General features: G+C 69.8%; 19 protein-coding genes. 10 read left to right on the top strand and 9 right to left on the bottom strand.

Annotation, left to right across the window (positions count from 1 at the left end; all coding sequences use genetic code 11):
- Nucleotides 1–68: 68 nt before the first annotated feature.
- Nucleotides 69–1,064, top strand: a complete 996-nt coding sequence (locus tag Q0Z83_RS44775) for a FecCD family ABC transporter permease (protein ID WP_317789601.1) — start codon at nt 69–71, stop codon at nt 1,062–1,064.
- Nucleotides 1,061–1,816, top strand: a complete 756-nt coding sequence (locus Q0Z83_RS44770; protein WP_317789600.1) for a heme ABC transporter ATP-binding protein — start codon at nt 1,061–1,063, stop codon at nt 1,814–1,816. The genes Q0Z83_RS44775 and Q0Z83_RS44770 overlap by 4 nt, the downstream gene beginning before the upstream one ends.
- On the opposite strand, the gene Q0Z83_RS44765 is transcribed toward Q0Z83_RS44770, so the two are convergent.
- Both Q0Z83_RS44765 and Q0Z83_RS44760 read right to left on the bottom strand, forming a co-directional pair.
- The gene (locus tag Q0Z83_RS44765; RefSeq protein WP_317789598.1) at nt 1,722–3,587 is read right to left on the bottom strand and encodes a DEAD/DEAH box helicase family protein; all 1,866 of its coding nucleotides are present in this window, start codon (nt 3,585–3,587) and stop codon (nt 1,722–1,724) included. The genes Q0Z83_RS44770 and Q0Z83_RS44765 overlap by 95 nt on opposite strands.
- A gap of 3 nt (nt 3,588–3,590) precedes the next feature.
- Nucleotides 3,591–5,429, bottom strand: a complete 1,839-nt coding sequence (locus Q0Z83_RS44760) for a site-specific DNA-methyltransferase (RefSeq protein ID WP_317789596.1) — start codon at nt 5,427–5,429, stop codon at nt 3,591–3,593.
- 244 nt (nt 5,430–5,673) lie between these two features.
- On the opposite strand from Q0Z83_RS44760, the gene Q0Z83_RS44755 reads away from it, so the two are divergent.
- The gene (locus Q0Z83_RS44755) at nt 5,674–7,245 is read left to right on the top strand and encodes a hypothetical protein (RefSeq protein ID WP_317789595.1); all 1,572 of its coding nucleotides are present in this window, start codon (nt 5,674–5,676) and stop codon (nt 7,243–7,245) included.
- A gap of 38 nt (nt 7,246–7,283) precedes the next feature.
- Here Q0Z83_RS44755 and Q0Z83_RS44750 read toward each other — a convergent pair whose 3' ends face one another.
- The 3 genes from Q0Z83_RS44750 to Q0Z83_RS44740 form a co-directional block, all read right to left on the bottom strand.
- Nucleotides 7,284–7,838: a hypothetical protein gene (locus Q0Z83_RS44750; protein ID WP_317789594.1), complete on the bottom strand. Its 555-nt coding sequence runs from the start codon at nt 7,836–7,838 to the stop codon at nt 7,284–7,286.
- Nucleotides 7,839–8,046: 208 nt separating this feature from the next.
- Nucleotides 8,047–9,180 (bottom strand): calcium-binding protein, encoded by a 1,134-nt coding sequence (locus Q0Z83_RS44745; protein ID WP_317789592.1) that lies wholly within the window; start codon nt 9,178–9,180, stop codon nt 8,047–8,049.
- A 106-nt stretch (nt 9,181–9,286) separates the two neighbouring features.
- Nucleotides 9,287–11,383 (bottom strand): AAA family ATPase, encoded by a 2,097-nt coding sequence (locus Q0Z83_RS44740; RefSeq protein WP_317789591.1) that lies wholly within the window; start codon nt 11,381–11,383, stop codon nt 9,287–9,289.
- 195 nt (nt 11,384–11,578) lie between these two features.
- Here Q0Z83_RS44740 and Q0Z83_RS44735 point away from each other — a divergent pair, with 195 nt between their 5' ends.
- From Q0Z83_RS44735 to sodN, 3 genes are all read left to right on the top strand, one after another.
- Nucleotides 11,579–12,490, top strand: a complete 912-nt coding sequence (locus tag Q0Z83_RS44735; RefSeq protein ID WP_317789589.1) for an Ig-like domain-containing protein — start codon at nt 11,579–11,581, stop codon at nt 12,488–12,490.
- 74 nt (nt 12,491–12,564) lie between these two features.
- Nucleotides 12,565–13,062 (top strand): flavin reductase family protein, encoded by a 498-nt coding sequence (locus Q0Z83_RS44730; RefSeq protein ID WP_317789587.1) that lies wholly within the window; start codon nt 12,565–12,567, stop codon nt 13,060–13,062.
- Nucleotides 13,062–13,466 (top strand): superoxide dismutase, Ni, encoded by a 405-nt coding sequence (gene sodN, locus Q0Z83_RS44725; protein ID WP_317789586.1) that lies wholly within the window; start codon nt 13,062–13,064, stop codon nt 13,464–13,466. Before Q0Z83_RS44730 ends, sodN begins: the two co-directional genes overlap by 1 nt.
- Nucleotides 13,467–13,996: 530 nt before the next feature.
- Here the strand turns inward: sodN and Q0Z83_RS44720 are convergent.
- Entirely contained in the window at nt 13,997–17,263 is a 3,267-nt protein-coding gene (locus Q0Z83_RS44720) for a tetratricopeptide repeat protein (RefSeq protein WP_317789585.1), read from the bottom strand.
- Between the two features lie 150 nt (nt 17,264–17,413).
- On the opposite strand from Q0Z83_RS44720, the gene Q0Z83_RS44715 reads away from it, so the two are divergent.
- Together Q0Z83_RS44715 and Q0Z83_RS44710 are read left to right on the top strand one after the other, a co-directional pair.
- The gene (locus tag Q0Z83_RS44715) at nt 17,414–18,844 is read left to right on the top strand and encodes an NlpC/P60 family protein (protein ID WP_317789583.1); all 1,431 of its coding nucleotides are present in this window, start codon (nt 17,414–17,416) and stop codon (nt 18,842–18,844) included.
- 80 nt (nt 18,845–18,924) lie between these two features.
- A complete protein-coding gene (locus Q0Z83_RS44710) occupies nt 18,925–20,358 on the top strand; it encodes a hypothetical protein (protein WP_317789582.1) in 1,434 nt (477 codons plus the stop codon).
- Nucleotides 20,359–20,406: 48 nt separating this feature from the next.
- Here Q0Z83_RS44710 and Q0Z83_RS44705 read toward each other — a convergent pair whose 3' ends face one another.
- Both Q0Z83_RS44705 and Q0Z83_RS44700 read right to left on the bottom strand, forming a co-directional pair.
- Nucleotides 20,407–21,018, bottom strand: a complete 612-nt coding sequence (locus Q0Z83_RS44705) for a dihydrofolate reductase family protein (RefSeq protein ID WP_317789581.1) — start codon at nt 21,016–21,018, stop codon at nt 20,407–20,409.
- 93 nt (nt 21,019–21,111) lie between these two features.
- On the bottom strand, nt 21,112–22,509 hold the full coding sequence (locus Q0Z83_RS44700; RefSeq protein ID WP_317789580.1) for a chitinase: 1,398 nt from the start codon (nt 22,507–22,509) through the stop codon (nt 21,112–21,114).
- A 179-nt stretch (nt 22,510–22,688) separates the two neighbouring features.
- Between Q0Z83_RS44700 and Q0Z83_RS44695 the strand changes: the two genes are divergently transcribed.
- Complete coding sequence (locus Q0Z83_RS44695) at nt 22,689–23,846, top strand: LCP family protein (protein ID WP_317789579.1); 1,158 nt, start codon at nt 22,689–22,691, stop codon at nt 23,844–23,846.
- 79 nt (nt 23,847–23,925) lie between these two features.
- Here the strand turns inward: Q0Z83_RS44695 and Q0Z83_RS44690 are convergent, their stop codons facing one another.
- Nucleotides 23,926–25,173 (bottom strand): family 16 glycosylhydrolase, encoded by a 1,248-nt coding sequence (locus Q0Z83_RS44690; RefSeq protein WP_317789578.1) that lies wholly within the window; start codon nt 25,171–25,173, stop codon nt 23,926–23,928.
- A gap of 373 nt (nt 25,174–25,546) precedes the next feature.
- Here Q0Z83_RS44690 and Q0Z83_RS44685 point away from each other — a divergent pair, with 373 nt between their 5' ends.
- Entirely contained in the window at nt 25,547–25,954 is a 408-nt protein-coding gene (locus tag Q0Z83_RS44685) for a tyrosinase family oxidase copper chaperone (protein ID WP_317789577.1), read from the top strand.
- Nucleotide 25,955 lies beyond the last annotated feature (1 nt).

Below are 25,955 nucleotides of genomic sequence, written 5' to 3'. Positions count from 1 at the left end.
TGTCCGCGAATGATCGGCGAGGTCGGAGTACGCCGTACCGGAGAACGGGTTTGATCCTGGGTTTGGCGGTGGGGCTCGCGGTCGTGAGCCTGCTTGCCGCCGGACGCGGGCAGGTGCCGATCTCGCCCGCCGAGGTGGCCGGTTCGGTGTTGCACCGGCTCGGGATCGATCTCGGCCCGCTACCGTCCGCGGTGCAGGGCGAGAACGCGTTGTGGCTGGTCAGGTTCCCGCGAGTGGTGCTCGCGATGATCGTCGGCGCAGCACTCGGTAGTGCCGGCGCGCTGATGCAGGGCGTGTTCGGCAACCCGCTCGCCGAGCCGGGCGTGGTCGGCGTCTCGTCCGGCGCGGCGGTCGGCGCGGCCGCGGCGATCGTGAGCGGGATCACCGTGGCCGGAGTCTGGACCACCGCGGCGGCCGCGTTCCTCGGCGGCGTTCTGACCACTCTGGTGGTTTATGCGATGTCCCGCGCGCAGGGCCGGACCGAGGTGGTCACGCTGGTCCTGACCGGCGTCGCGGTGAACGCGACGGCCGGTGCCCTGCTCGGCCTGCTGATGTTCGTGACCGATGATGACGGTGTCCGGGCGATCGCGTTCTGGCAGCTCGGCAGCCTCGCCCAGGCCACCTGGAACGCCGTCGCGGTAGCCGGCCCGTGCGCGGCGGCCGGCCTGACCGTCGCCGTGGTCCTGGCCCGTCGCCTCGACCTGCTGGCCCTCGGCGAACGCCCGGCCCGGCACCTAGGCGTCGACACCGAGCGATTGCGGATCGTCGCGATCCTGACGACCGCGCTGCTCACTGCATCGGCGGTGGCGTTCACCGGGATCATCAGCTTCGTCGGCCTGGTCGTGCCGCACCTGATCCGGATGGTCGCCGGGCCCGGCCATCGGGTGCTGATCCCGGCCGCCGCGCTCGGCGGCGCCCTGGTCGTGGTCACCGGGGATCTGATCGCCCGGACCGCGATCGACTACCAGGAGTTGCCGCTCGGGGTGCTGACCGCGGTGGTCGGCGGACCGGCGTTCTTCTGGCTGCTACGCCGAACCCGGGCGCGAGCCGGAGGTTGGGGATGAGGGCTGTCGCGGTCGCTGTCGATCTCGGTGGTCGCCGGGTCGTCGACGGAGTCGACCTGCACGTGGGCGCCGGGGAGGTCGTCGCACTGGTCGGGCCGAACGGCGCCGGCAAGTCCACGCTGCTCGCCGCCCTCGCCGGCGACACCGCCACGAGCGGAAAGGTGGAGATCGACGGGCGGGAGGTGCGCGACTGGAAACCGGTCGAGCTGGCTCGGCAGCGGGCCGTGCTGCCGCAGAAGGCGACGCTGTCGTTCCCGTTCACGGTCGGTGAGGTGGTCGCGATGGGGCGGGCGCCGTGGACCGGCCGACCGGAGAGCGCCGACGACGAGGAAGCGGTGGCCGAGGCGATGCGGCTGACCGAGACGACCGGGTTCGCCGAACGGCCGTTCCCGGCCCTGTCCGGCGGTGAGCAGGCCCGGGTGGCGCTGGCCCGGGTGCTGGCGCAGCGTACCCCGGTGCTGTTGCTCGACGAGCCGACGGCCGCGCTCGACCTGCGGCATCAGGAGCTGGTGTTGCGGGCCGTGCGGAGGCGGGCCGGCGACAACGCCCGCGTCGTCGTGGTGCTGCACGATCTGGGGCTGGCGGCGGCCTACGCGGATCGCGCATATGTGCTGGCCGACGGCCGGGTCCGTGCTGTCGGAGCGCCGCGCGAGGTGTTCACCGGCGCGTTGCTGAGCGAGGTCTACCAGCACGAGGTCGAGGTGTTCGATCATCCGCGGACCGGGACGCCGCTGGTGGTACCCCGGCGCTGATCAGGGCGGCCTTCTCCCGGTTGATGATCTCCGCCGCGGTTTCGCCGCCGCAGAGGGCGAAGGTGGCCGGGCGGATCGCGGTGAGGATCGCGGCGATCGTCCGCCGGGTGAGCCGGGTGCGCTCAGCGAGGTGCCCGACCGGGTCGAGCACCTTATCCGGATTCATCGAATACCGGAGGGTTCGGTCCGCGGTCTGCACCACGAGTCGCAGTGGTGCGAGCCCGTCATCGAGAGCGGCCACACACCGCGCCACCAGGTCCGCCGAATCGAAGGCGACCCGCTCGACATCCTCGCAGGTGATCATCGCGGCGGGAGCCGGGGAGCGCCGCGCCCGCCGGCCGTCGGTGACCTTCCGGAAATCGCCCTCGGCCTGCAACCCGGCGACGAACGACGCATACGACTCGTCGGCCACCACGGTCAGCTCGTTGATCCCGGCCGTCCGCTCACCGCGCTGGTCGACCGCGAGCCGCAGCCCACGCCCCACCTCCTGCCGCCGCGACACGGTGTTGTCACTGCGCTTGAGCATGCCCATGACGAAGACGTTCGGGTTGTCCCAGCCCTCGCGCAGCGCCGAGTGCGAGAACACGAACCGGACCGGCTCGTCGAGGGAGAGCAGGCGTTCCCGGTCACGCAGGATCAGGTCGTAGGCGTCCACATCGGAGGCGCTCCCGTCGATCATGTGCCCGGTCCGCCGGTCGATCGCGAAATAGCCCTGGTGGGTGCGTTCGACCGGGATGCCGTCGAGATAACGCCGATAGTCACCGTCCGGTTCGCCGGCGGTGAGCGCCCGGTACTCCTCGACGAAGATCCGTGCGTAGTCACCGAGCTGGTCGCACCGCGAATAGTCGCGGTATTTGACCACCTGGTCGATGAAGAGCAGCGAGAGCACCTTGACGCCCCGTGGATGGAGCTGCCGCTCCTTCTCCAGGTGGGCCCGGATCACCTCACGGATCTGGACCCGCCGCTTACCCGCGCCGGGCTCCCCCTCGATCCCCACCACGGTGATTCGCTTGACCAATTTCTGCCGGTACGCCGTAAGCGCGTCCAGTCGATGCACGAGATCGTGACGAACCCGGTGGGTGGCCGAGTACCGCAGGACCATGAGCGGGTCGAACCGGCTCAGCGACTCGAGCGAGCGGGTCGACCCGATCCGCTGGGGCTCGTCGATGACGACGATCGGCCGGGCGGACCGGATCACGTCGATCGGCCGGCGTGACCCGAATCCGTCCTGCTCCTCGTAGATGCGCCGGTTCTCCCGGGAGGCCGAGTTGAACGCCTGCAAGTTGATGATCATGACTTGCACCCCGGCGCCGGAGCGGAACCGTTCCAGCTCGTGCAGGGCGGAGGAGTCGTACGTGAAGGGGCGCGGGCGGGTTCCGTACCACTGCTGGAAATGCTCCGCGGTCATCTCGAATGTTTTGCGCACACCCTCCCGAATCGCCACCCCGGGCACCACGACAATGAACCGTGACCAGCCGTAACGCCGGTTCAGCTCCATGATCGTCTTGATGTAGACGTAGGTCTTACCGGTGCCGGTCTCCATCTCCACGTCGAGGTTCGGCGCGTCCGGCGCCGCCTCGCTGCCCGCGAGCGTGCCGGAGAGCGGCAGCCCGGCCCGCCGCTGCACGGCCCGCACGTTCGACAGCAACCGCCCGGTGACCAGCGGCGCGTTGGCCGGACCGGGCGCGGCATACGGCTGATCGGCGAAACAGTCGACGACCGCGGCCACCGCCTCGGTCTGGAACTGCTGGACCTGAAACTGGAGCCGCACCTGTCACAAGACCTTGACGTCGGTCGACGGCGACAGCACGGCGAAGATCTGCTCGGCGTTGATCCGGGCCGCGTCGTCGGCGAACCCCGAGTCCCGGAAGACCACCCGGCGCGGCCGGCGGGCGGCGATCGCCCGGACCACGTCCTCGGTGATCGCCTCCCGGAAGCAGCCGATCAGCTCGGCGGCCCCGGCCACGAACACCCCGTCCGCGGAGGAGATCGGCAGTCCCGGATCGAGACCGGCGTCCAGCAACACCTGGAACAGCAGATCCTCGCCGGTCCGGTCCGGTTTGACCCGGTCCACCAGGGACGCCAGTTCACTCTGCGGGAGATCGTCGGGCACGTCGGCGAGGTTCGGCGAGTCCAGCCGCAGCACCCGGAAACCCAGATCACCCGCGGCCCCGGCCGCCCGCAGTTCGGCCGCCACGTTCCGCACCCGGGTCAGCCCGATCTCGAAGATCGACCCGAGCCCGTTCTCGGCGACCGGCAGCGGCTCCGGAATCTGCACGCTGATGAAACGGCGGTCGCCACCGTCCGCCCGGTTCTGCGCGAGCACGGCGTGGGCGGTGGTCGCACTGCCGCCGAAGAAGTCCAGCACGATGTCGCCGTCATCGGGCCGGCCGGCCAGCTGCAGGATCCGTTGCAGCAGCTCGACCGGCTTCACCGAGTTCAGCACGTTGGCGGTGTGCTCGAACGGGACGTACCGCAGCAGGCTCCGCTTGGCGTCCTGGGTGTGCCCGACCTCGCCGTAGAACCACAGCGTCTGCGGGGTGCGCCCGGCCGACACCTCGGACAGGAACCGTTTCACCGCCGGAGAGTTGTCGCCACCGCTGCCCCACCAGATCCGGTTGTCCGCGTTCAGCTCGTCGAACCGCTGCCGGGAGATCCGCCAGTAGCTGCCGCGCGGTGGCCCCTCGATGAGCCGGCCGGACGGGGTGGTGATCGGGTAGACACCGGCGTCGTACCGGTTGCGGGCCGACATGTTCTCCGGTTTCCACGGCCCGCGCGGGTCGCTGTCCGGATTGCGGTACCGCGCCTCCATCTCGGCGGTCCGGGCCAGCGGGCGCGGCTGCCAGCGTTCCCGATTCCGGGCGAACACCAGAATGTAGTCGTGGTCCTCGGAGAACCACCGGGCCGAGTTCTTCGGCGCGTACACCTTCTGCCAGACGATCTGGGCGACGAAATTGCGCTCGCCGAAGATCTCGGCACAGATCTTCCGCAGGTTGTCGACCTCGTGGTCGTCGATCGAGATGAAGATGACCCCGTCGTCGGACATCAGGTTCCGGGCCAGCGCCAGCCGCGGATACATCATGCTCAGCCAGTTCGAATGGAACCGGCCGCCCGACTCCGGATTGGCCACCAGCGGTATCCCGGCCGCGTCGACCTGCCCGGACCCGGCCAGATATCCGGCCCTGGTCTGCGAGAAGTCGTCGTCGTAGAGGAAATCGTTTCCGGTGTTGTAGGGCGGATCGATGTAGACCACCTTGATCCGCCCGAGGAACGACTCCTGCAACAGTTTGAGCACATCCAGGTTGTCGCCCTCGATCAGCAGATTGCGGGTGGCGTCGAAGTCCTCGGACTGCTCCCGCCGCGGCCGCAGGGTCCCGGTCGCCGGTTCCCGCGCTGCCCGCTGCGCCCGGCGCTTTCCCGGCCAATCCAGCTGATAACGCTCCGGCGCGCCCTCCGCGACCTGATCCCCGAGATGCCGCCTGAGCAGGTCGAAGTCGATGACCCGGGCCGGTCTGCCGGACGCGTCCGCCACCTCGGTCACCGCGGCCGGGAACAACTCGGCGAGCCGGTCGACGTCAGGCGTCGCCGGATCGGGACTCGTCAGTTTCTCCACGGAGCCGTCCCAGGTGGTCCTACGGGTCCTAGGTGCTGGAAACCAGCACCCTACCGCCCTTCGACGACAAAAACCCATTCCCACCACCAAAACCCTTTTTTCGGTACGACCAGAAGGGCACTGTGGCTACCCCGCGACGTTCCCCCGGCGCCCGACCGAAACGCGACCGCCGGGCTGGATGCGGTGGCCCCTGGCACGGCTGTGTCATGATCAGGCATCGATTCCACTCGACGGGGTTTGGTGGATGTCTCCCTTCCTGAAACGCACCCTTTCCATGGCCGCGCTCATCCCGGCCCTTCTCGTCGGCACGACCGGACCTGCGGTCGCCGCCACCAACTCGCTCACCATCACCGCGATCAGTCGCTCCGGCGCCAAGCTCTCGCTCTGGACCACGGTCATCAACCTGGAGAGCAGCCGGGAGTATTCGATCCGCACCGGCACGAAGCGCACCCTGCCCAAGGGGAACTACTCGGTCCTGGCGGCCATCACCACCGGCAACACCACCACCCTCGGTGGCCGCACGGTGAAGGTGTCCGGGGCGGCGAAGCTGACCCTCGACGCCCGGTACGGCAAGCGGGTCGACATCGCTCTGAGCCCGGCGGTGAACCGGATCGGCCATGACGTCACAGCCGAGATCTGCAGCGACAACGCCGAGGTCGGCATCTCGCTCAGTCCCGGCTCGACGCTCTACGCCATCCCGACCGCGTCCAAGAAGATCTCCTTCGCGGCGATGGCCACCTGGTACGACCCGGACGGTGTCGCCGACGACTTCGCGGTGCTGCACCGGACGACCGGCGTGCCGAGCAACCCGAGTCGTACCTTCTACCAGTCCAAGCTCGGCACCACGACGGTGGAGAGCCGGCGCGGACCGACCGGCACCCCGTACAGCGAGGTCGCCATCCAGCCGACGTCCGACGGCTGCGGCAACCGCATGTACGCCGGACTGTGGAGCCTTGACAGGCCGAACACCGCGAAGATCCACTTCTCACCCGGCAGCTGGGAGATCCGCGGCTTCTTCCCGAGTTACGGGACGAACGGCGACTACCACTCCCTGGGCGAGCAGTCCGCGCACCGTGCCATCGTGGCCGGGCGCTCCTCCTTCGTCCGCTTCGGCGGCGCCTCGTGGGGACCGGGCTACCAGCTGCCGGTGACCTACCAGGGCCGGATCATCTACCCCCTGGACGACATGTTCCAGGACCCGGGGTTCAACGAGCTGTACCGCAACTACAACTACATCGCCGGTGACCGGGCGAAGGCGACCCTCACCTTCGGTGGCAAGGTCGTGAAGACGGCGTACGACACCGGCTTCGGTCAGTACCAGCCGTCGCTGGAGTACCGGGTCAAGAAGGCCGGCTGGTACACGCTGACCAACACCGCGAGCCGGCACTACCCGGGGGCCACCTTCCAGAGCGGGATGCTCTCGACCGGGGCCGCCGTCACCTTCCGGTTCTACGCCAAGCCGAACACCAGCGTGCTCTCCCAGGCCGCCACGATCCAGCACATGCCGACCGGTCTGAACGGCTACAACCGGGCCAAGCCGGGCAGCGTCACGAACGTGGCGCTCAAGCTCAACCGCTACATGCTCGTGGGCGACCTGAAGCGGGGTCCGAACCCGACACTGAAGTCCCTGACCACCAAGGTGTCCTTCGACGGCGGCAAGACCTGGAAGTCCGTCCCGGTCAAGAAGATCAACGGCGTGTGGGCCGCGGTCGTCACCAACCCGGCTTCGGGTGCGGTCTCGATCCGGACCCGGGCCACCTACACCAACGGCGGTTACACCGAGGCCGGCATCCAGCGGGCCTACGCCATCGGCTGATCGTCGAGTGGTGGCCCGGCTCAGGCCGGGCCACCACTTCACGGGTGCGACGCGCGCAGCGTCATGCCGCCGCGGATCAGGGCGCCGATCGCGTAGCCGAGCAGCAGCACGCCGACGCCGGTACCGACCACCTCGCCCGGGGACACCGTCGACACCATCCCGGTGATCAGCCCGGCCAGCGCGGTGACACAGACCAGACCGGCGAGGATTCGCAGGGCCGGGTCACGCAGCACCGGGGCGAGCGGCCAGAAATGGATGCCGACGACCCCGCCGACGAGCACCGGAATGTACTCGGACCGCTCGGTCACCGCGAGCAGCACCGCGCCGAACCCGGCAGCCGCCAACTCCGCCGCGAAGATCACCAGGTACTTCCGGTCGGTGACGGCGTCCCGGGACAGCGGTCCCCACGCCCGGGCCTGAACAGCCAGTGCACCGCCCGCACCGGCTGTGATCAGGGCGGCGACACTGCCGGCCACCAGGAGGGCACCCCATGGTGGCTCGGACTCCGGCACGCTCAGCCAGATGGTCGCGAAGATCCCGAGGTACAGCGCCGTGAGCCCGGCCCGCCGCCGAGCATCCGCCAATGCCGTCACCAGTGGTTCTCCTTCCACAGCCCCCGTCATGACCGCCCCGCGGGCAGTCCAGCGATTATCACGAATGGTTACGCACCGCAGGCCCCCGCGGATGTGCCGACTCGTTCCGGACACTGTCGACCCCAAGAAAATACTGGCGGAGAGTGAGCGGACGGAAAGGGCCCGGGCGATGCCCGGGCCCGATTGTTCCGGCGTCGACGCCGGGACGTCATCGCTCGCAGTCGACCACCGTGTCGAGGGCGTCTCCCTGGCACTCGTCGCCGCGCACCGACTGGTCGCCGCCGTTCACCTGGTCGGCGTACCGGCGACCGTCCTCGTCCGAGAAGATCAGGTCGTCGCCGCCGTCACCGTAGATCTGGTCGGTGCCGCTGCCGCCGTTGAGGAAGTCGTCACCGGCACCGCCGCGCACGATGTCGTTCCCGCCGAGACCGCTGATGTAGTTCTTCGCGCCGTTGCCGGTCAGCCGGTCGCTACCGGCACCGCCGATGATGTTCTCGACGTCGGCGCCGACGGTGTCCCGCTCGCCGTACTGGCCGTCGTCGCCGGTCACCCCGTCGAGGTCGACCGAGACGCCGCGGGTGTGTGACTCGTATCCGACGGTGTCCACCCCGGGGCCGCCGAGCAGCACGTCCGACGCGACGCCGTCACCGGTCCACTCGCCGGAGAGGCCGTCGTCGCCGGAGCCGCCCTCCAGCCGGTCGGTGCCCTTCTCGCCGGAGAGGTCGTCCCGGCCCGGACCGCCGTACAGCCGGTCGGCGCCGTCGAAGCCGAACAGGGTGTCGTCGCCGTTACCGCCGTAGAGCCGGTCGTCGCCCCACATCCCGTACAGCCCGTCGTCGCCGTCGCCGCCGTTCAGCACGTCGTCGCCGGTGTAGCCGTTGATCACGTCATCGCCGCCGAGGCCCCAGATCCAGTCGCCGCCGTCGCCGCCGTCGAGCCGGTCACCGCGGGGGCCGCCGTAGAGCCGGTCCCGGCCCAGGCTGCCGTCGGCGGTCATCGGCAGGTCGCTGCGGTTGACGACCGTGTCGTTGCCGTAGCCGACCAGGACCCGCACCCGGACCGGCGTCTTGCCGGTGGTGCAGCGGACCTTGGTCTTGTCACCCTTGACCGCCTTGCAGCCCTTGCCGACCTTGACCGCGAACCGGTCGTCGATCGTGACCGTGTTGCCCGACCTGGTGACGACCACGCGATTGGCATGACTCGTGGTGTCGCTGTACCGGACCACGTCGGTGCCGACCACCGACGCGACACCGGTGGCGGCGGCCTGAGCGGGCGCGGCGAAGGCGGCGCCGGCCGAGATGACGAGGACGGTGAGGCCGGTACGGGCCAGCGCACGTCGCAAGTGGATCAACCCCGTGTGGATTCGGCGGTGACGACTCACCGCGGACGGCACATGATAGAACGCCGTCGTATCGACGTCACGTGATCATTCCGCCGACGCCTGATGCCTATTCCCGGGGCTGCGGGGTCAACCGGCGCCACAACCAGGACGGGAACACGCTCAGCCCGGAGCCGAAGGCGCTCTGCAGGAACAGATCGGTGCCGATTCCGACGCTGCCGGGGGCGTGCCGGACCACGTGCAGCATGTGCCGGGCACCGCCGCGGCGGCCGGTCAGTTTGAGGGCGACACCGAGGGCCAGTTCGGCGCGGAGTGTGTTGGCGTGGGTGTCGCCGAGGACGGCCCGGAAACCGTGGAACGCCCCGGCGAAGTGCTCGGCCGCGTCGCTGGTGCGGTGCGCGCGGGCGGCGGCGAAACCGAGCACCATCTCGGCCCGGAAACGGGCGGGATGCTCCGGCCCGAACCGGTCGAGCACGTCCTCGCGTACCCGCTGAAGGGTGTTGCCCAGGCGACCGAGCGCGGTGAGCGACTCGCCGTGGGCGACCGTCAGGGCGAGGGTCGTGCTGTGCCGCGGGCCGTGCGTGCCGGTCCAGCGTTCGCGAAGGTCGGCCAGGTCGGCTTCGATCTCGGCCCAGACCGGCCGGTCGTCGCGCGGGTCCGCGAGCGGCGGGGTGAGCCGGGCGTCGATCAGGATCCGGACCGCCTCGGTCACGCTCGCGTGGTCCGGCGATTCGGCGGCGGCGATCACCCGGGCGGCCCGGCGGCGGGCCGCCATCTGGGCGCCGTCCTCGATCTCGGTACGGGCCAACTCCAGCCGGGCGGTCTGTACCCGGTCGAACATCGAGTGCCGGATCTCGTACCGGTCGATGAACTCGGCCAGGCCACGACGGGCCTCGTCGTGCTGCCCGCGCAGCCGCCGCGACCGGAGGAACGGCAACTCGGTGCCGTCTTCGGCCCGCAACAGCGTCCACAGATGCTCGGCCCGGCCGGTGTCACCGAGTTCGTCGAGAAGCTCGGCGAGCAGGAGCCGGGCCCGGTGCCGCAGAGCCGGATCGGTGGCGAGCGGCACGGCCCGGTCGGCGTAGTCGCGGGCCTCGTCCAGCGCCCCCACGACCCGCATCAGCTCGGCCGCCTCGACCAGCACCGCCGGATCGTCGAAGTGCCGTTCGGCCAGTTCACGATGGTGTGGCGCGGTCAGGACCGGCTCACGCAGGGTGATCACCCGGCGATGCAGGCGATCCACAATGGCCAGCGGCAGGTCGGGCCGCCCGGCGAGGCGGTCCGCATGGCGGTTGACCAGGAACGACTCGGCCGGATCGGACCACGGATGGTCGATGACGGCGTCGGCGAGCCGCCGGGCCAGGGCGGTCCAGTCGACAGGCGGCAGGTACTGCCGGGCCGTGTCACGGACCACGGCGTGCACCTGGAGGGCGCTGTCGACCGGGGTGGCCAGCAGTTCCCGCTGTAGTTCGTCGACCGCCTCCTCGGCGCCGGGCCGGCCGAGCAGCAGCCGCAATACCCCGGACGGCAACGCCGCCGGCGAGCTGAGCGAGGAGTACCGCAGCACCCGGGACGCCGCCTCGCCGAGACCGTCGAACCTGTCGCGGAGCAGCACGGTGAGCGGTGCCGGGACGTCGGCGAGCCGGTCGGTGAGGTCGGCCGGGCCGAGTTTGCGCAGCGCCAGGCCGGCCAGCCGGAGGGCCATCGGGTGTCCGCCGAGAACCGCGAGGAGGTCCGGGTCGTCACTGCCGAGCAGTTCGGCGGCGTCGGCGTCGGTCATCGGCCCGAGTTCCAGGACCGGCGCCGGTACGCCCGGCACGCGGCTGGTGATCAGGACGGTACGCAGCCGCCGCCCGGCCGCACGCACGACGAGCCGGTCGACGATCTCCTCGGTGATCGCCGGGATGTCGTCGATGATCAGCAGCGTCGGCTCGGACTCCCGGGCCACCCGCTCGGCGAAGGCCTGCACGACGTCGTCGACAGGTGGGTTCCCCATCCGGGCGCGCAACCCGGCGGCCAGGGTGGCGGCCAGTTCGTCCGGATCGGCGCTGCTCCCGGCCAGGCTGACCGTCCACGTGCCGGGTGGCGCACTGGCGGTCGCGAGCGCGGACTTGCCGATTCCCGGTGGCCCGGTGAGCACGCACACCCCGCTCTCGGCGAGCGCGGTGCGCAGTTCGCGCAGTTCGTCCTGGCGTCCGATGAACACCCGCAGGAAGATACCGAGGTCCGGCCCGGTTCGCTCAGGTGGCTCTCCGGGCCGTTACCAACATGATCCGTAACCGCCCGTCCGCTTCATCGGACGGCCGACACCTGCGGCGACCGTCGCGCTCGAACCGGGTCGCGCTTCCACATAGGTGGGCGATAGGCTGCGGAAACTCCTACGGGGATCTTGGAGTTCGCCATGATTCAGAAGACTGCCAGTCGACTCGCGCTCTCGGCCGCCACCGTGCTGGCCGCAGCGGCCGTCGTCGTCCTCCCGACCACTCCGGCGCTCGCCGCCACCGACACCGTCATCCCGACCGGGACCCTCAGCCCGGCCGGCGGCTCGGCCCTCAGCGGCATCGTGACGCTGCGGATCGACAGTCCCGACACCGACATCGCCGAAGTCACCTTCAAGGACATCCTCGGCCGGGAACTCGCCACGGCACACCAGGCCCCATGGACCACCACCTGGGACACCCGCGGGCTGCCGGAGCGCTCCTGGGTGTCGGTCGGCATCCGGGACCGGGCGGGCAACCACGGGTCGGCGTGGGGCGACTACCTGATCAACCCGGCCGGCCCCGCCGTCTCGTCGTTCACCCCCGCCGCGGGCACTCTGGTCCGCGGCACGGTGCGCACCACGGTGAAGGCCACCGACCCCAGCGGCATCCCCCACGCGTACGTGGAAGGACCCGGGACGAGCGATGGCGGTCTCGTCGGCACCAGGCCGTCGTACACCTTCACGCTCAAGCCGAAGGCGCAGGGCCCGTTCACCTTCCAGTGGACGCTCATCGACGGCGGGGGTACCCGGACGGTCCTCAAGCGCACGGTGATCAACGACACCGTCCGGCCGACGGTCCGGGTCACCAAGGCGCCGAAGAAGGGCGCGAAACTGACGAAGGCCGTCAAGATCACCGCCGCGGCGGCCGACCGATACCGGGTCGCCCGGGTCCAGCTGCTGGTCAACGGCAAGGTGGTGGCCACCGACACGAAGGCCGGGTACACCTTCACGCTCAATCCGAAGCGGTACGGCAAGAAGTTCACGGTGCAGATCCGGGCGTACGACCGGGCCGGAAACGTCACCACGACGAGCCGGGTGACCTACCGCCGCTGACTCCGGGGTTGACCTCAATTCAAGTTGAGGTCCTACCGTCGTCCTCGTTGGCCGCGAGGGCGAGGGAACCAGTGTTGAGCAGCATCGATACCACGGTGGGGGACCGGCTGAAGGATGCCTTCCGCCGGTACCCGACGGGGGTCGCGGTGATCGCCGCGGGCGGGCCACGGGGGCCGGTCGGGCTCACCGCGTCCAGCGTGGCCTCGGTTTCGGTGGATCCGCCGGCACTCTCGTTCTCGGTGATGGGGAGCCGTTCGGCGCGGGCGATCCTGGCCGCGCCGAGCTTCACCGTCAACCTGCTCGGGCCGGAGCATGCCGGTCTGGCCCGCGACTTCGCCCGCCCGGGCGGGCCGCGATTCACCCCGGAACAGGGCTGGGATCTGCTGCCGACCGGCGAACCGTTCCTGCCCGGCGCCCAGGCCGGCCTGCGGGCCACGCCGCTGCGACTGGTGCCGGTCGGCGACTCGACCGTGGTCATCGCCACGGTTCTCGAAGTGCTGCTCGGCCCGGCCCGCGGACGGCTCGTGCACCACGACCGCGAGTTCCACACCCTTCACGGAGACGAGATCTGATGCGACTGCCCCGCCTGCTCACCCCGCGTACCGTCGTGAGCGCCCACTGCGACCTGCCGTGCGGCGTCTACGACCCGGCCCAGGCCCGGATCGAGGCCGAGTCGATCAAGGCGATCGCCGAGAAGTACCGGGCGAACGAGGACCCGGAGTTCCGCACCCGGGCTCTGATCATCAAGGAGCAGCGGGCCGAGCTGGTCAAGCACCACCTGTGGGTGCTGTGGACCGACTACTTCAAGGCGCCGCACTTCGAGAAGTACCCGCAGTTGCACCAGCTCTTCAACGAGGCGACCAAGCTGGCCGGCGCCGGCGGCGCGAAGGGCTCGATCGACCCGGCGGTCGCCGACCGGCTGCTCGGCAAGATCGAGGAGATCACCAAGATCTTCTGGGAGACCAAGCAAAACTGACATGCGTACGGCCGGAAAGTTCCCGCAGCTCTCGGAGCTGCGGGAACGCTGCCCCTTCATGAGCATCAGTTACCGCGTCGTGGCGGCCGCCCAGCGCGGTGACCGGCAGGCTCGGGAGCAACTCGCCCGCGACTACCTGCCGCTGGTCTTCAACGTGGTGGGCGGGCGCGGCAGATCCACGCCCAACCGGGTGGTGCTCGCCCTCTGGTGGCAGGAGGCGGCCAGCCGAGTCCATTGTGGCGCAAGCGGATCGATCGACACCTCAGAGAGTGCCGGCAACGGCGCCTTCCAGACCGGTGAGTTCAACGCCCGGTGCGTACGATCCGCGGGCGGCAGCGGACGGCCCGACTACCGGGTGGCGGCGTGCCAGGTCGCCGACCCGGAGACCGGCCTGACCTGGCAGCGCACCACCTCGAAGGAGATGACCGCGGCGCAGGCCACCGCGTACTGGGCTGGTACTGGACGTCCGACCGGTCGGACCCGGAACCGGACCGGCGGTGGGCGCTCAATTACGACGACGGTTACACGAACTACCGCGAGATCGACACCGGGTACGCCCACTGCGTGCGCTGAATCAGGGCCTGGGCGTTCCCGACCAGGATGCGGTAGTCGGCCTGCTCGGCGATCGTCAGCGCCGCCTCGGCCACCGTCTGCGCCTCGTCGGCCGCCCCGCCCGCCAGCAGTGCCTCGGCCACCCCGATCCCGGCCTGCGCCTCGAAGTACCGATAGCCACTGGCCCGACTGATCTCCAGCGCCGCGCGGAACCGTTCCAGTGCGGCCGTCACCGCCCGTGACCCGAGCAGCGCCGCCCCGAGGGTGTTCAGCACACCGGCCCGCGCCCGCTGGTTGGCCAGTTCCTCGGCGATCCGCATCGCCTCGGTGGCCGCCCCGACCGCGACGTGCCACTCCCCCCGCTGCTGGTAGAGCTGGCTCAACTCGTCCAGCACGGCCATCTGCCCACCCACCTCACCCACCTCCCGGTAGTGAGTGAGCGCCCGGTCGTAACACTCGTAGGCGCCGTCGTAGTCGCCGAGCTGACGCAGCGCCATGCCGAGGTTCGAGCAGTTGGCGATGGCCGACGGCAGCCGGGCCGCGCCCTGATTGGCCTCCATCGCGGCCCGCAGGTGTTGTACCGCCTCACTGAGTCGGCCCTGTTCGGTGCACAGCACACCGAGATCGTTCAGGGTCACCGCCCGGACGTGGGTGAACTCCGGCCCGGACCCGGCGTCGAGGGCCGTCAGGTAGAGCCGCCGCGCCTCGTCGACCAGCCCCAGCTCGGCGTGCACCAGACCGAGGTTGTGCAGCAGGTAGGCGGCGCCGATCGGCCAGCCGCCGTCCCGGGCCGCGTCGACACCCTTGCGATATGCCTCCAGGGCGGCCTGGTGCCGGCCGATCGACCAGTACGCCTGCCCGATGGTCTGGTGCATCGCCGCCTGCGCGTTCCGGTCTCCGGCATCCTCGGCCGCCCGCATGCCGGCGTGCCCCGTGGTGAGCCAGGCCACCGCCTCGCGACGGACGAAGAAGTAGCCGCGCAGCTGGTCGGCGAGCTGCCAGGATCTGGTCCGGTGAGCACCGGCGGACAACTGCTCGACCAGCGCGACCAGCGTGCCGATCTCGTCGTCGAGCCACGACCAGGCGGCGGACAGGTCGTCGAAACACATCGGCGCGGTGTCCAGCTCGGTGGGTAGGCGCACGAACTTCGGATAGACGAGCCGGATCGCCGCCGCGGTGCGGGCGGTGTACCAGTCGGCGAGGCGGCCCAGCGCCACACTCCGGTCGTCGGTGGTGTGGGTGGCCATCCGCTCGCCCGCGTACCGGCGCAGCAGGTCGTGGAACCGGTAGCGGCCCGGCTCGACCGCTTCCAGCATGTTCTCGTCGACGAGCGCGTCGAGGGAACGTTCGGTGGTGCCGGTCTCGTCGGCGAGCAGCGCCGCCACCGCGTCCGCCGAGAAGGTCGGTCCGGGTATCAGCGCCGCCCACCGGAACGCCCAGGCCGGACCGGGTGGTAGCTCCCGGTAGCTCAGGTCGAACGTGGCGGTCACCGCCGCGTCGTCGCCGTCGGCCCCGGCCCGGGTCTCGGCCAGCCGGGACAGCACCTCCTGTGCGCTGCGCCGGGGCCGACCGGCGAGCCGGCTCGCGATCACCCGTAACGCCACCGGCAGACGACCGCAGGCCTCGGCGAGCGCTTCGACGGCGACCGGGTCGTCGTCAGTCGACCGGACGGTCAGCATCGCGACCGCCTCGCCGCTGCTGAGTACCGGCAGGTCGACGAGGGCCGCCCCGGCCAGGTCGGCGCAGTGGTGGCGGCTCGTCACCAGCACCGCGCCGGCGCCCGGCCCGGGCAGCAGCGGTCGTACCTGGGCCGCGTTGCGCGCGTTGTCGAGGATCACCAGGATCCGGCGTTCGGCGAGGAGGCTGCGGTACAGCGCGGACGCCTCACCGGCGTCGGCCGGGATGCCCCGGCCCGGCACACCGAGCCCGCGCAGCAGGCGGGCCAGCGCCTCGGCGTCACCGACCGGCCGCCGGTCGGCGCCCCGCAGATCGATGTAGAGCTGCCCGTCCGGGAAGTCGTCACGGACCGTCTGGGCGGCCCGCAGCGCGAGGCTGGTCTTGCCGACCCCGGGCATTCCGGAGACCACACACGTCACCTGCGGCGCGTCCGTCGGACGGCGGCGCGCCCCGCGCAGCAGACGTTCCAGCCGGGCCAGCTGTTCGGTACGGCCGGTGAAATCCGGCGGCGGCGCCGGCGCCTGCCAGGGCGTCGGGGCGCGGTGCGGCGGCGCCGTCGCGGTTTCCCACTTCCCTTCCAGTACGGCTTGGCGTGCCGCGATCAACTCGGCACCCGGATCGATGCCCAGCTCGTCCGCGAGGCGGCTCTTGACCTGCTCGTAGGCTTCCAGCGCCGCGGCCTGCTGCCCGGCCGCCGCGAGCGCGACCACGAGCCGGGCGTGTAGTGCCTCGTGCCAGTGGTGTCGTGCGGTCAGACGGCGCAGCCGGGGCAGGACCTCCGGCAGGCGGCGCAGCGACTGGCCGAGCCGGGCCAGCTCGATGGTCGCGTCGATCAGCTCGTCGGCGAGCCCGGCCACCAGCGGATGTCCCTGCAACTCGGTCACGTCCTCGGCCGCCTGCGCGCCCCGCCACATGTCGAGTGCCTGGCTGAGCAGGTCGAACGCACGTTGCGGGTCGGTGCCGGAGGCCCGCCGCCAGTCGGCGAGCCGGGCCCGGTACGCCACCAGGTCGAGCTGCTCCTCGGTGGCGTGCAGGCGATATCCACCGGGTGTGCGGCCCAGCATCTCCGGATCGAGGATGCGGCGCAGCCGGCTCACATGGGTCTGCAGCACGTTCGCCGCCGATGCCGGCGCGTCGCCGCCCCACACCGCGTCGATCAGCTCGTCCCGGCTGACCGGGTGATTGGGGGTCAGCGCCAGCCGCGCCAGGACCACCCGGTGTCGGCCGAAGCCGACCGCCGGCCCGTTCTGTTCGGTGCCGGCCGGGCCGGCGCGGAGCACCCCGAGCGGTCCGAGCACCCCGATCCGGACCGGACCGGCCGGCTCGACCTGCTCCTTGACCGGCCGGGCCGCATGTTGTCGTAGTTTCGCCCGATCGGCCGGACCCAGTTGCAGCACCTCGGCGATCGCGTCCAGCGACCGGGCCCGCGGATGACTGCTCCGGCCCTGTTCCAGGTCCCGTACCGCGCCGAGACTCAGCCCGGCGCCCTCGGCTAGTTCCTTCTGACTCAGACCGCTCTCCACCCGCGAGTCGCGGATGAGTCGGCCCAGCTTGACAGCTCCGTCCACAGTGAATCCCCGTCATTCCGGCGGTCGGCGTCGTCGCAGCGTAGTACGGGACCGGTACGGGTTTCAGTCCTACAGTTGACCAAGAGCGCCTCCGCCAAGAATTTCTCTCGATCGATCTCCGCACGGGGCTCGAAAAGAGGGAGAAGCGAGATGAAGCGCAGAAGTGGGCTCGGCTTGGCGGCCGTGCTGTTCACGTTCATGTCGGTGCTGGCGGGCGGCGCGCCGGCGCTGGCCGACGACCCGGTCTACGGCGATCCGGCCCTGTCGACGTACCCGGGGCTGGCCGAGGAGCCGGACCCGTCGTACTCGGCGCTCCGGGTCACCACCACCGCGGTCCCCTGCGCCGGCAACGGCAGCGACAAGTCGCCCACCCGGGCCGAGGTGATCAAGCGGGCCAAGTCGTGGCTCTCGGTGGATGTGCAGTACAGCCAGAACCGCTGCTACGAGAACCAGTACGGCGACTACCGCACCGACTGCTCCGGTTTCGTCTCGATGGCCTGGGGTCTGGGCGGTTCGGGCAGCAGCCACTGGACCGGCAACCTGCTCGACGACTCGTTCGTGATCGCCCGCAGCGCCCTGAAGCCCGGTGACGCCCTGCTGCGCTACACCGGAAACCCCTCGCAGAACCACGTGGCCCTCTTCCTGCGCTGGGCCGACGACGACAAGACCCAGCCGGTCGTGATCGAGCAGACCGGCAGCCGGGACACCATCCAGCGCACGTGGTCGCAGAGCAACGCGGCCAACTACACCCCGGTCCGCTACGACAACATCCAGGAGCCGGCACCCGCGCCCACCACGCCGAAGTCCCGGATCGGGGTGGTCACCACCGGCGGCACCGCCCTGGTCAAGGAGGGTGGTCTGAGCGCCGGCTGGGTCAACGAGTACAGCGGCGTGCAGCAGGTCGAGGTCGAGGGTGACCGGATCGGCGTGCTCACCACCGGCGGCACCGCCCTGGTCAAGGACGGCGGCCTGAGCGCCGGCTGGGTCACCGAATACACCGGCGTCAAGCAGATCGCGCTGGCCGGTAACCGGATCGGCGTGCTGACCACCGACGGCCGGGCCCTGGTCAAGGACGGCGGCCTCAGCGCGGGCTGGGTCACCGAATACACCGGTGTCAAGCAGATCGTCTTGGCCGACGACCGGATCGGCGTGCTCACCAACGCGGGTGTCGCCCTGGTCAAGGAGGGCGGCCTGAGCGCCGGCTGGACCACCCAGTACACCGGCGTCCAGCAGATCGCCCTGGAGTACGACCGGGTGGGTGTCCTCACCACCGGCGGCACCGCGCTGGTCAAGGAGGGCAGCCTGCACGCCGGCTGGGTCAACGAGTACAGCAACGTCAGTGAGCTCGCCCTCTCCGAGAACCGGATCGGCGTGCTCGTCGCCACCGGGACCGCCCTGGTCAAGGACGGCGGCCTGAGCGCCGGCTGGGTCAACGAGTACAGCGGCGTGCAGCAGATCGCGCTGGCCGGCGACCGGATCGGTGTCCTCACCACGGCCGGGGTGGCCCTGGTCAAGGAGGGCGGACTGAGCGCGGGCTGGGTCAACGAGTACAGCGGCGTCAAGCAGCTCGCCCTCAGCTGACCACCTCTCCTGATCCGGCGGCGGCCCGGAGCCTCCCGAGCTCCGGGCCGCCGCCCTCACTCCCGGAAAGGGACCCCTCCATGCATCAGCGCACCCTTCGATGGGCGGCCGGGCTGTGCGCCGCGGCGACCGTCCTACTCGGATCTCCGGCTCAGGCGGACACCTGGGACGAACCGGGCGCGACCGGCGGGCAGGTGTCGGCCGCACAGGTCGAGGCGCTCGCCCTGACCGCCAAGCCCTGCGCCTCCGGTGGGGCGACCGACGCCGACGCGGACGTCGCCTCGGCCGTTCGTCCCGACATGAACGGGCCGCGGATGGGCAGCGCGGTCAACGCGTACCGGATCTCCTGCGCCCGGGCCATCACCAAGGCGGTCTATTCGGCCGGGCTGACCGAGCGGGCCGCCGTGATCGCGGTGACGACGGCCATCACCGAGACCACTTTGAACAACTGGAACGGCGGCGACCGGGACAGCGTCGGCCTCTTCCAGCAGCGGCCGTCGCAGGGCTGGGGCGACGCGGACGACCTGATCAAGCCGGCCTACGCCACCAAGCAGTTCCTGAACGCGATGATCCGCAAGTACCCGAACGACGCGTGGAAGAGCGGTGACATCGGGGCCATCTGCCAGAAGGTGCAGGTGTCGGCGGTTCCGGACGCGTACGCCAGGGAGGTCCACGACGCCCGGCTGATCGTCGACAAGTTGTGGCCGCCGTCGCAGCCGCCGTCGTCGGAGCCGCTGCCGCGGATCGGTGTCCTGATCACCAACGGCACCGCTCTGGTGAAGGAGGGCAGCCTCAGCGCCGGCTGGGTCAACGAGTACAGCGGCGTGCAGCAGGTGGTGGTCGACGGCGACCGGGTCGGCGTACTCACCACCGACGGCCGGGCCCTGGTCAAGGAGGGCGGCCTGAGTGCCGGCTGGACCACCCAGTACACCGGGGTCAAGCAGCTCGCGCTGGCCGGCGACCGGATCGGCGTGCTCACCACGGCCGGGACCGCCCTGGTCAAGCAGGGCGGTCTCAGCGCGGCCTGGGTGAACGAGTACAGCGGCGTGCGGCAGATCGCTCTCGCCGGTAACCGGATCGGCGTGCTCACCACGGCCGGGGTCGCCCTGGTCAAGCAGGGCGGGCTCAGTGCCGGCTGGGTCACCGAGTACAGCAGCGTGCAGGAGTTGGCGCTCAGCGGTGACCGGATCGGTGTCCTCACCACGGCCGGGGTCGCCCTGGTCAAGGACGGCGGCCTGAGCGCCGGCTGGGTCACCGAATACAGCAGCGTGCAGCAGATCGCGCTGGCCGGCGACCGGATCGGCGTGCTCACCACGGCCGGGACCGCCCTGGTCAAGCAGGGTGGACTGAGCGCCGGCTGGGTCACCGAATACGGCAATGTCCGGCAGATCGCACTGGCCGGGGACCGGATCGGCGTGCTGACCGGGACCGGCGTGGCCCTGGTCAAGGACGGCGGGCTGAGCGCCAGCTGGATCAACGAGTACACCGGGGTCCAGCAGCTCGCCCTCAGCTGACCCCCGGAACCGTGCGGCGGCCCGAACCCCCCGGGCCGCCGCACGACCCTATCTCCCCTCGGGGAAGTCCTTGACGTCTTCGTATCCGGCCGGGGCGGGCGGCTCGACGGGCGCGTAGATCACCCGGATCACCCCGGTCGGGAAGGCCTCGGTGGCGAGCACCTTCAGATGCTGGACCGGAGCGCCGTCGACGAACAGTTTGTCGCCCTTACCGGCCGCGACCGGATGGATGAGCAGCCGCAGCTCGTCGATCAGCCCGGCGGCGAGCAGCTGGTGCACGACGTCGAGCGAACCGGGGATCAGGATGCCCTTGATGCCGTCGTCGGCCTTCAACGCCCGGACGGCGTCGGTCAGCTCGCCGTCGATGAGTTCCGAGTTGCGCCAGGTGAACTTCAGGTCCTGCCGGGACGCGACCACCTTGCGGGTGTCGCCGAGCTGCTTGGCGAACGGCGCGTCGTCACCACCGGCGGCCTCCCGCTCCGGCCAGGCGCCGGCGAAGCTGTCGTACGTGTTCCGGCCGATCAGCAGCACGTCGGAGGTCTCGTAGTCCTCGGTGACCGCGCGACCCATGTTCTCGTCGAAGTAAGGGAAGTGCCAGGCCGGGTCGATCTCGGCGACGCCGTCGGCGGAGATGAACAGGGTGGAGATGACCTTTGCCATGGTGGCGGCCCCTTCGTGTCGGTGGTCTCGGTCAAGTAGACCGGGCCACCGACACGAACTCATCGGTCCCGCGAAAAATCAGGGCGGAGCGAATCAGGGCAGGGCGTTGAGGAACGGCTCGTGGCTGCTCTTGAACTCCCAGTTGTAGAACCGGTCCCAGTTGATCGACCAGGTCATCAGGCCACGGAAGTCCGGGTTGAGACCGCTGCGCGGCGTGTAGCCACCACAGGTCTGGCCCTTGACCAGGCAGTTCACCGCCTGCTGGACGGCGGCCGGAGCGACGTAGCCGTTGCCCGCGCTGACCGAGCTGGGCGCACCGAACGCGATCTGGTCCTCACGCAGCCCCGGGAACACGTTGGCGGTGTTGCCCGCGACCGGGAAGCCGGCCAGCAGCATGTCGGTCATCGCGATGTGGAAGTCGGCGCCACCCATCGAGTGGTACTGGTTGTCCAGACCCATGATCGAGCCGGAGTTGTAGTCCTGGACGTGCAGCACGGTGATGTCGTTGCGCAGCGCGTAGATGACCGGCAGGTACGACCCGGCGCGCGGGTCCTGTCCGCCCCACGGGCCGGAACCGTAGTACTGGTAGCCGAGCTGGACGAAGAACGTCTCCGGGGCCATCGTCAGCACGAATCCGGCGCCGTACCGGGTCTTCAGCGACTTCAGCGCGCTGATCAGGTTCACGATGACCGGGGTGGTCGGGTTCTTGAAGTCGGTGTCACCGGTGTTCAGCGACAGCGAGTGGCCCTCGAAGTCGACGTCGACGCCGTCCAGCCCGTACTTGTCGATGATCGCGCTGACCGAGCTGACGAACTTGTCCCGGGCCGCGGTGGTGGTGAGCTGCACCTGGCCGTTCTGGCCGCCGATGGAGAGCAGCACCTTCTTGCCGGCCTGGCGCTTCGCCTTGATCGCGGCGATGAACTGGGCCTCGGTCTCGACGCCGGGGCACTCGGTGGCCGGGCAGAGCGTGAACCGGATGTCACCCGAGGTGACGCTGGTCGGCTCGCCGAAGGAGAGGTTGATGATGTCCCACTCGGCGGGCACGTCGGCCATCTTCAGGTAACCGGCCCCGTTGGCGAAGCTGGCGTGCAGGTAGCCGATGAGCGCGTGCTTCGGCAGGCCACCGACCGGGATCGGGGTGCTGGGCGAGGTCGACGGGCTCGGGCTGGTCGACGGCGAAGTCGACGGCGACGGGCTCGCGGAAGAGGAGGGGGAGGTCGACGGCGACGGGTTGGTGGTACCACCGCAGGCGCCGTTGTTGATCCAGACGTCCCACTGGCCGCTCTTCAGGGCCGGGTCCTCGCCCTGGGTCCACCACTTGGCGGTGTAGTTGTTGCCGCCCTTGGAGGCGACGTTGTCCTTGACGTAGACGGTGGAGGAGCTCCAGGCCGGGGCGCAGGCCACGGCGGCGTTGGCGGTGGAGGCGACATGAACGAGAGAGCATGCGGCGGCCAGGGACGCCGCCGTCGCGAGAAGCACTGATCGACGCATGGCTAATTATTAGGACTGTTAACTGTATAAGTAAATAGCGTCGATCGAACCCGGTGGGGCTTCGAGCCGTACTGCAACTAAGGTGGCACCGGTCACGTCGGCCCCAGAGACGGTTGCCTCGGTGTTGCCTGACCGTGGGATCATGCGTGTTCGATGTCGGAGTGGGGCTAGGAGACCGGTTGCGCAAGTCGACGAAACGCCGCCGCACACCGCTGTGGGCCCGGCTCTGTGCCGCCTTCGGCGCCGTGCTCCTCATCGTCAGCGGCGGGACCCTGGTCACCGGCCAGACCCTGATCGCCAAGTACACCAGCGGCATCACCGACGAGAGTCTGCTCGATGACGGCGCCGCCCAGGCCGCGGAGAAGAAGACCGAGATCAAGGGGCCGCTGACGCTCCTGCTCGTCGGCATCGACCCGCGCAAGCCGGAGACGCCGCCGCTGTCCGACTCGATCCTCATCGCCCATATCCCGGCCGACATGAGCACGGCGTACCTCTTCTCGATGCCCCGTGACCTTTATGTGGACATTCCGGCCGACTCGAAGTCGGGCGTCCGGGCACACAGCGGGAAGATCAACTCGGCCATGGCGCTGGGCAGCCAGGTGAACGGCAAGATCGACGTCACGAACGGCTTCAAGCTGCTCTCCAAGACGGTCCGCAACTACACCGGGATCGAGCAGTTCGACGCCGCGGCGATCATCAACTTCGGCGGCTTCAAGGACATGGTCGAGGCGCTCGGCGGCGTGTCGATGGTCATCGACATGGACGTGAAGTCGGAGCACCTGACGCCGGAGGGCAAGCAGCGGCCGCGTAAGGCGAGCTGCCCGGTCACCTCCAGCTGCGACCACCCGTACACCGGGCCGCAGGCGTACTACAAGAAGAGCACCAAGCCGGTCCGGCTCCAGCCGTGGCAGGCGCTCGACTACGTCCGCCAGCGGTACCCGAACGCCGGCGTCCCGATGAGCGACTACGACCGCCAGCGGCACCAGCAGCAGTTCATCAAGGCGATGGCCAAGGAGGCGATGAGCAGCGGCGTCGTCACCGACGTCGGCAAGATGACGAAGATCCTGGACGCGGCCGGCAAGTCGCTGACCTTCGCCGGCGGCGGCAACAGCCCGATCGAGTGGGCGCTGGCGCTCAAGGACGTCAACGTCGACGACATGGTCACGATCAAGCTGCCCGGTGGCGGCAAGTTCCAGAACCCGTCGAACAACACGGGCTACCTGGGCGAGGAGTTCCGTCCGGCGTCCACCGCCGACGACTTCTTCAAGGCGGTCAAGGAGGACCGGGTCGCCCAGTTCCTCATCGACAACCCGGGCATCGTGAACATGGACAGCTAGACCTGATCGAACAGATCTGGGACACAGCGATGGGGCGCCGCGATTGCCGCGGCGCCCCATCGTCGTTCCATACCGAGGGTCAGGCGCGGGCCCACTTCTGGTTGGCGCCGCCGGTGCAGTCCCAGAGCACGAGCTGGGCGCCGTTGCCGGCGTTCCAGCCGGAGATGTCGACGCACTTGTTGGCGGAGATGTTCACCAGGTCGCCGGCGCCGGAGAGGGTGAACCGCTGGACCGGGTTGCCATTGCAGGTGACCAGCTGGATCGGGGTGCCGTTGGACAGCGCACCACCGGCCGGGTCCATGCACTTGCCGAGCGCGCGCAGCGTGCCGTCACCGTTGAACGTCCACTGCTGCGCACCGGTGCCGTTGCAGTCGTACATCTGCAGGCGGGCGCCGTCGTTGGGCGTACCACCGGGGATGTCGATGCATTTGCCGTTGAAGTTGCTCTTCAGGGCGTTGCCGCCGGCCGGGGGCGGTGTGGTCGAGTCGTTCCAGGCCGAGACGCGGACCCAGTCGACCAGCATGGTCTGCGGGAACGAGGTGGAGGCGTCCGGGCTGCCCGGCCAGTTGCCGCCGACGGCGACGTTCAGGATCAGGAAGAACGGGTGGTCGAAGACCCACTGACGGCCGCCGAGCGAGGCCGGGGTGACCCGGAAGTACTCACTGCCGTCGAGGTACCAGACGATCAGATTCGGAGACCATTCGACGGCGTACGAGTGGAAGGCGTCCCCGAGCGGCGCGGAGAGGGTCCGGCTGCCACCGATCGAGCTGCCGCCCGAGTAGCCGGGGCCGTGGACCGTGCCGTACAGCTTGTTCGGCTCCTTGCCGACGTTCTCCATGATGTCGATCTCGCCGGACTGCGGCCAGCCGACGCTGCCCAGGTTGTCGCCGAGCATCCAGAACGCCGGCCAGATGCCCTGGCCCTTCGGCACCTTGATGCTGGCCTCGAACCGACCGTAGCGCTGGGTGAACTTGCCCGAGGTGAGCAGCCGGCCCGAGGTGTACTGGCACGTGCCGTACCAGCACTGGTAGTTGGCCGGGTTCTCCTTGCGGGCGGTGATCGCGAGGTGGCCCTGGCCGTCCTGGCGGACGTTGTTCGTGGAGTTGGTGTAGTACTGCAGCTCGCTGTTGCCGAAGCCGCCACCGCCGACGTCGAAGTTCCACTTCGAACCGTCGACCGCCGCGCCGGCCGCGCCGTTGAACTCGTCGGACCAGGTCACCGGGCCGACCGCGGCGTCCGCCGTGTCGCCCTGGGAGGCGAGGGTCAGGCTGCCGGCCAGCGTTATCGCGACGACGGCGGCGCCCAGCAGAGTGCGTATCCCGCGCATGGGGATCCTCCTGGGGGAGAGGTGCCGATATTGAAAACATTGTTAAGAGTTCGACACTCTTCGGTCAATGGGGACGGGTTCCGGAACCGCCGATAACACCTTCTTCCTGCGCGATCCCGGCACCCGCCGTGCTCACTCTCCGGATTCGCACCATTTCAGCGCCGAAATATGCCGCCGATTAAACAATCGTTAAGGCATTAAGAACGCCAATATGTGGGCTGCGCCACCATTCCTCTTCAGGTTGCGGCGCTCATGTATGTTCGGTGGCGCCGGAGCGGCGGGGGACCCGCTCCGAGCTGCCCAAAAGGCGTTCAGAAACAATTCTTCGGGGAGTCACACAATGACGCCATCAATGTCCGTCAATAGACGTGACATGCTTCGTTATGGCGCCGCCACCGCGGCTGTCGTCAGTGGAGTCGCGGGCGCACAAATGCTCGCGACCCCGGCGGCCGGCAAGGATCCGCGCGACTTCGAACTCGAGTACCGCGGCAAGCGGATCCGGGGCGTGCACGTCGGGGCCGGAGAGGTCCGGTCGCTCGCCCGGGGCCGGTCCCGGTCCCACGAGGTGTGGATCGACGACCGGCGGCTGGCCGTCATGGAGATCGATCTACCGGGCGCGCAGGTCGGGTTCATCAGCGCGATCAACCACTACCAGCCGGTCCTGATCGACACCGGCCGCAACCGGGGTGGGCTGCTCGAACTCACCAAACGCGCGGTCGACGTGCTCGGCGACACCGAACTGACCGCCCTGGCCGGCGTCGGCCATGAGCACGGGAGCTGAC

It is taken from the genome of Actinoplanes sichuanensis, assembly GCF_033097365.1.
GTDB classification, from domain to species: domain Bacteria; phylum Actinomycetota; class Actinomycetes; order Mycobacteriales; family Micromonosporaceae; genus Actinoplanes; species Actinoplanes sichuanensis.
This window is presented reverse-complemented; position numbering and strand designations above follow the sequence as displayed.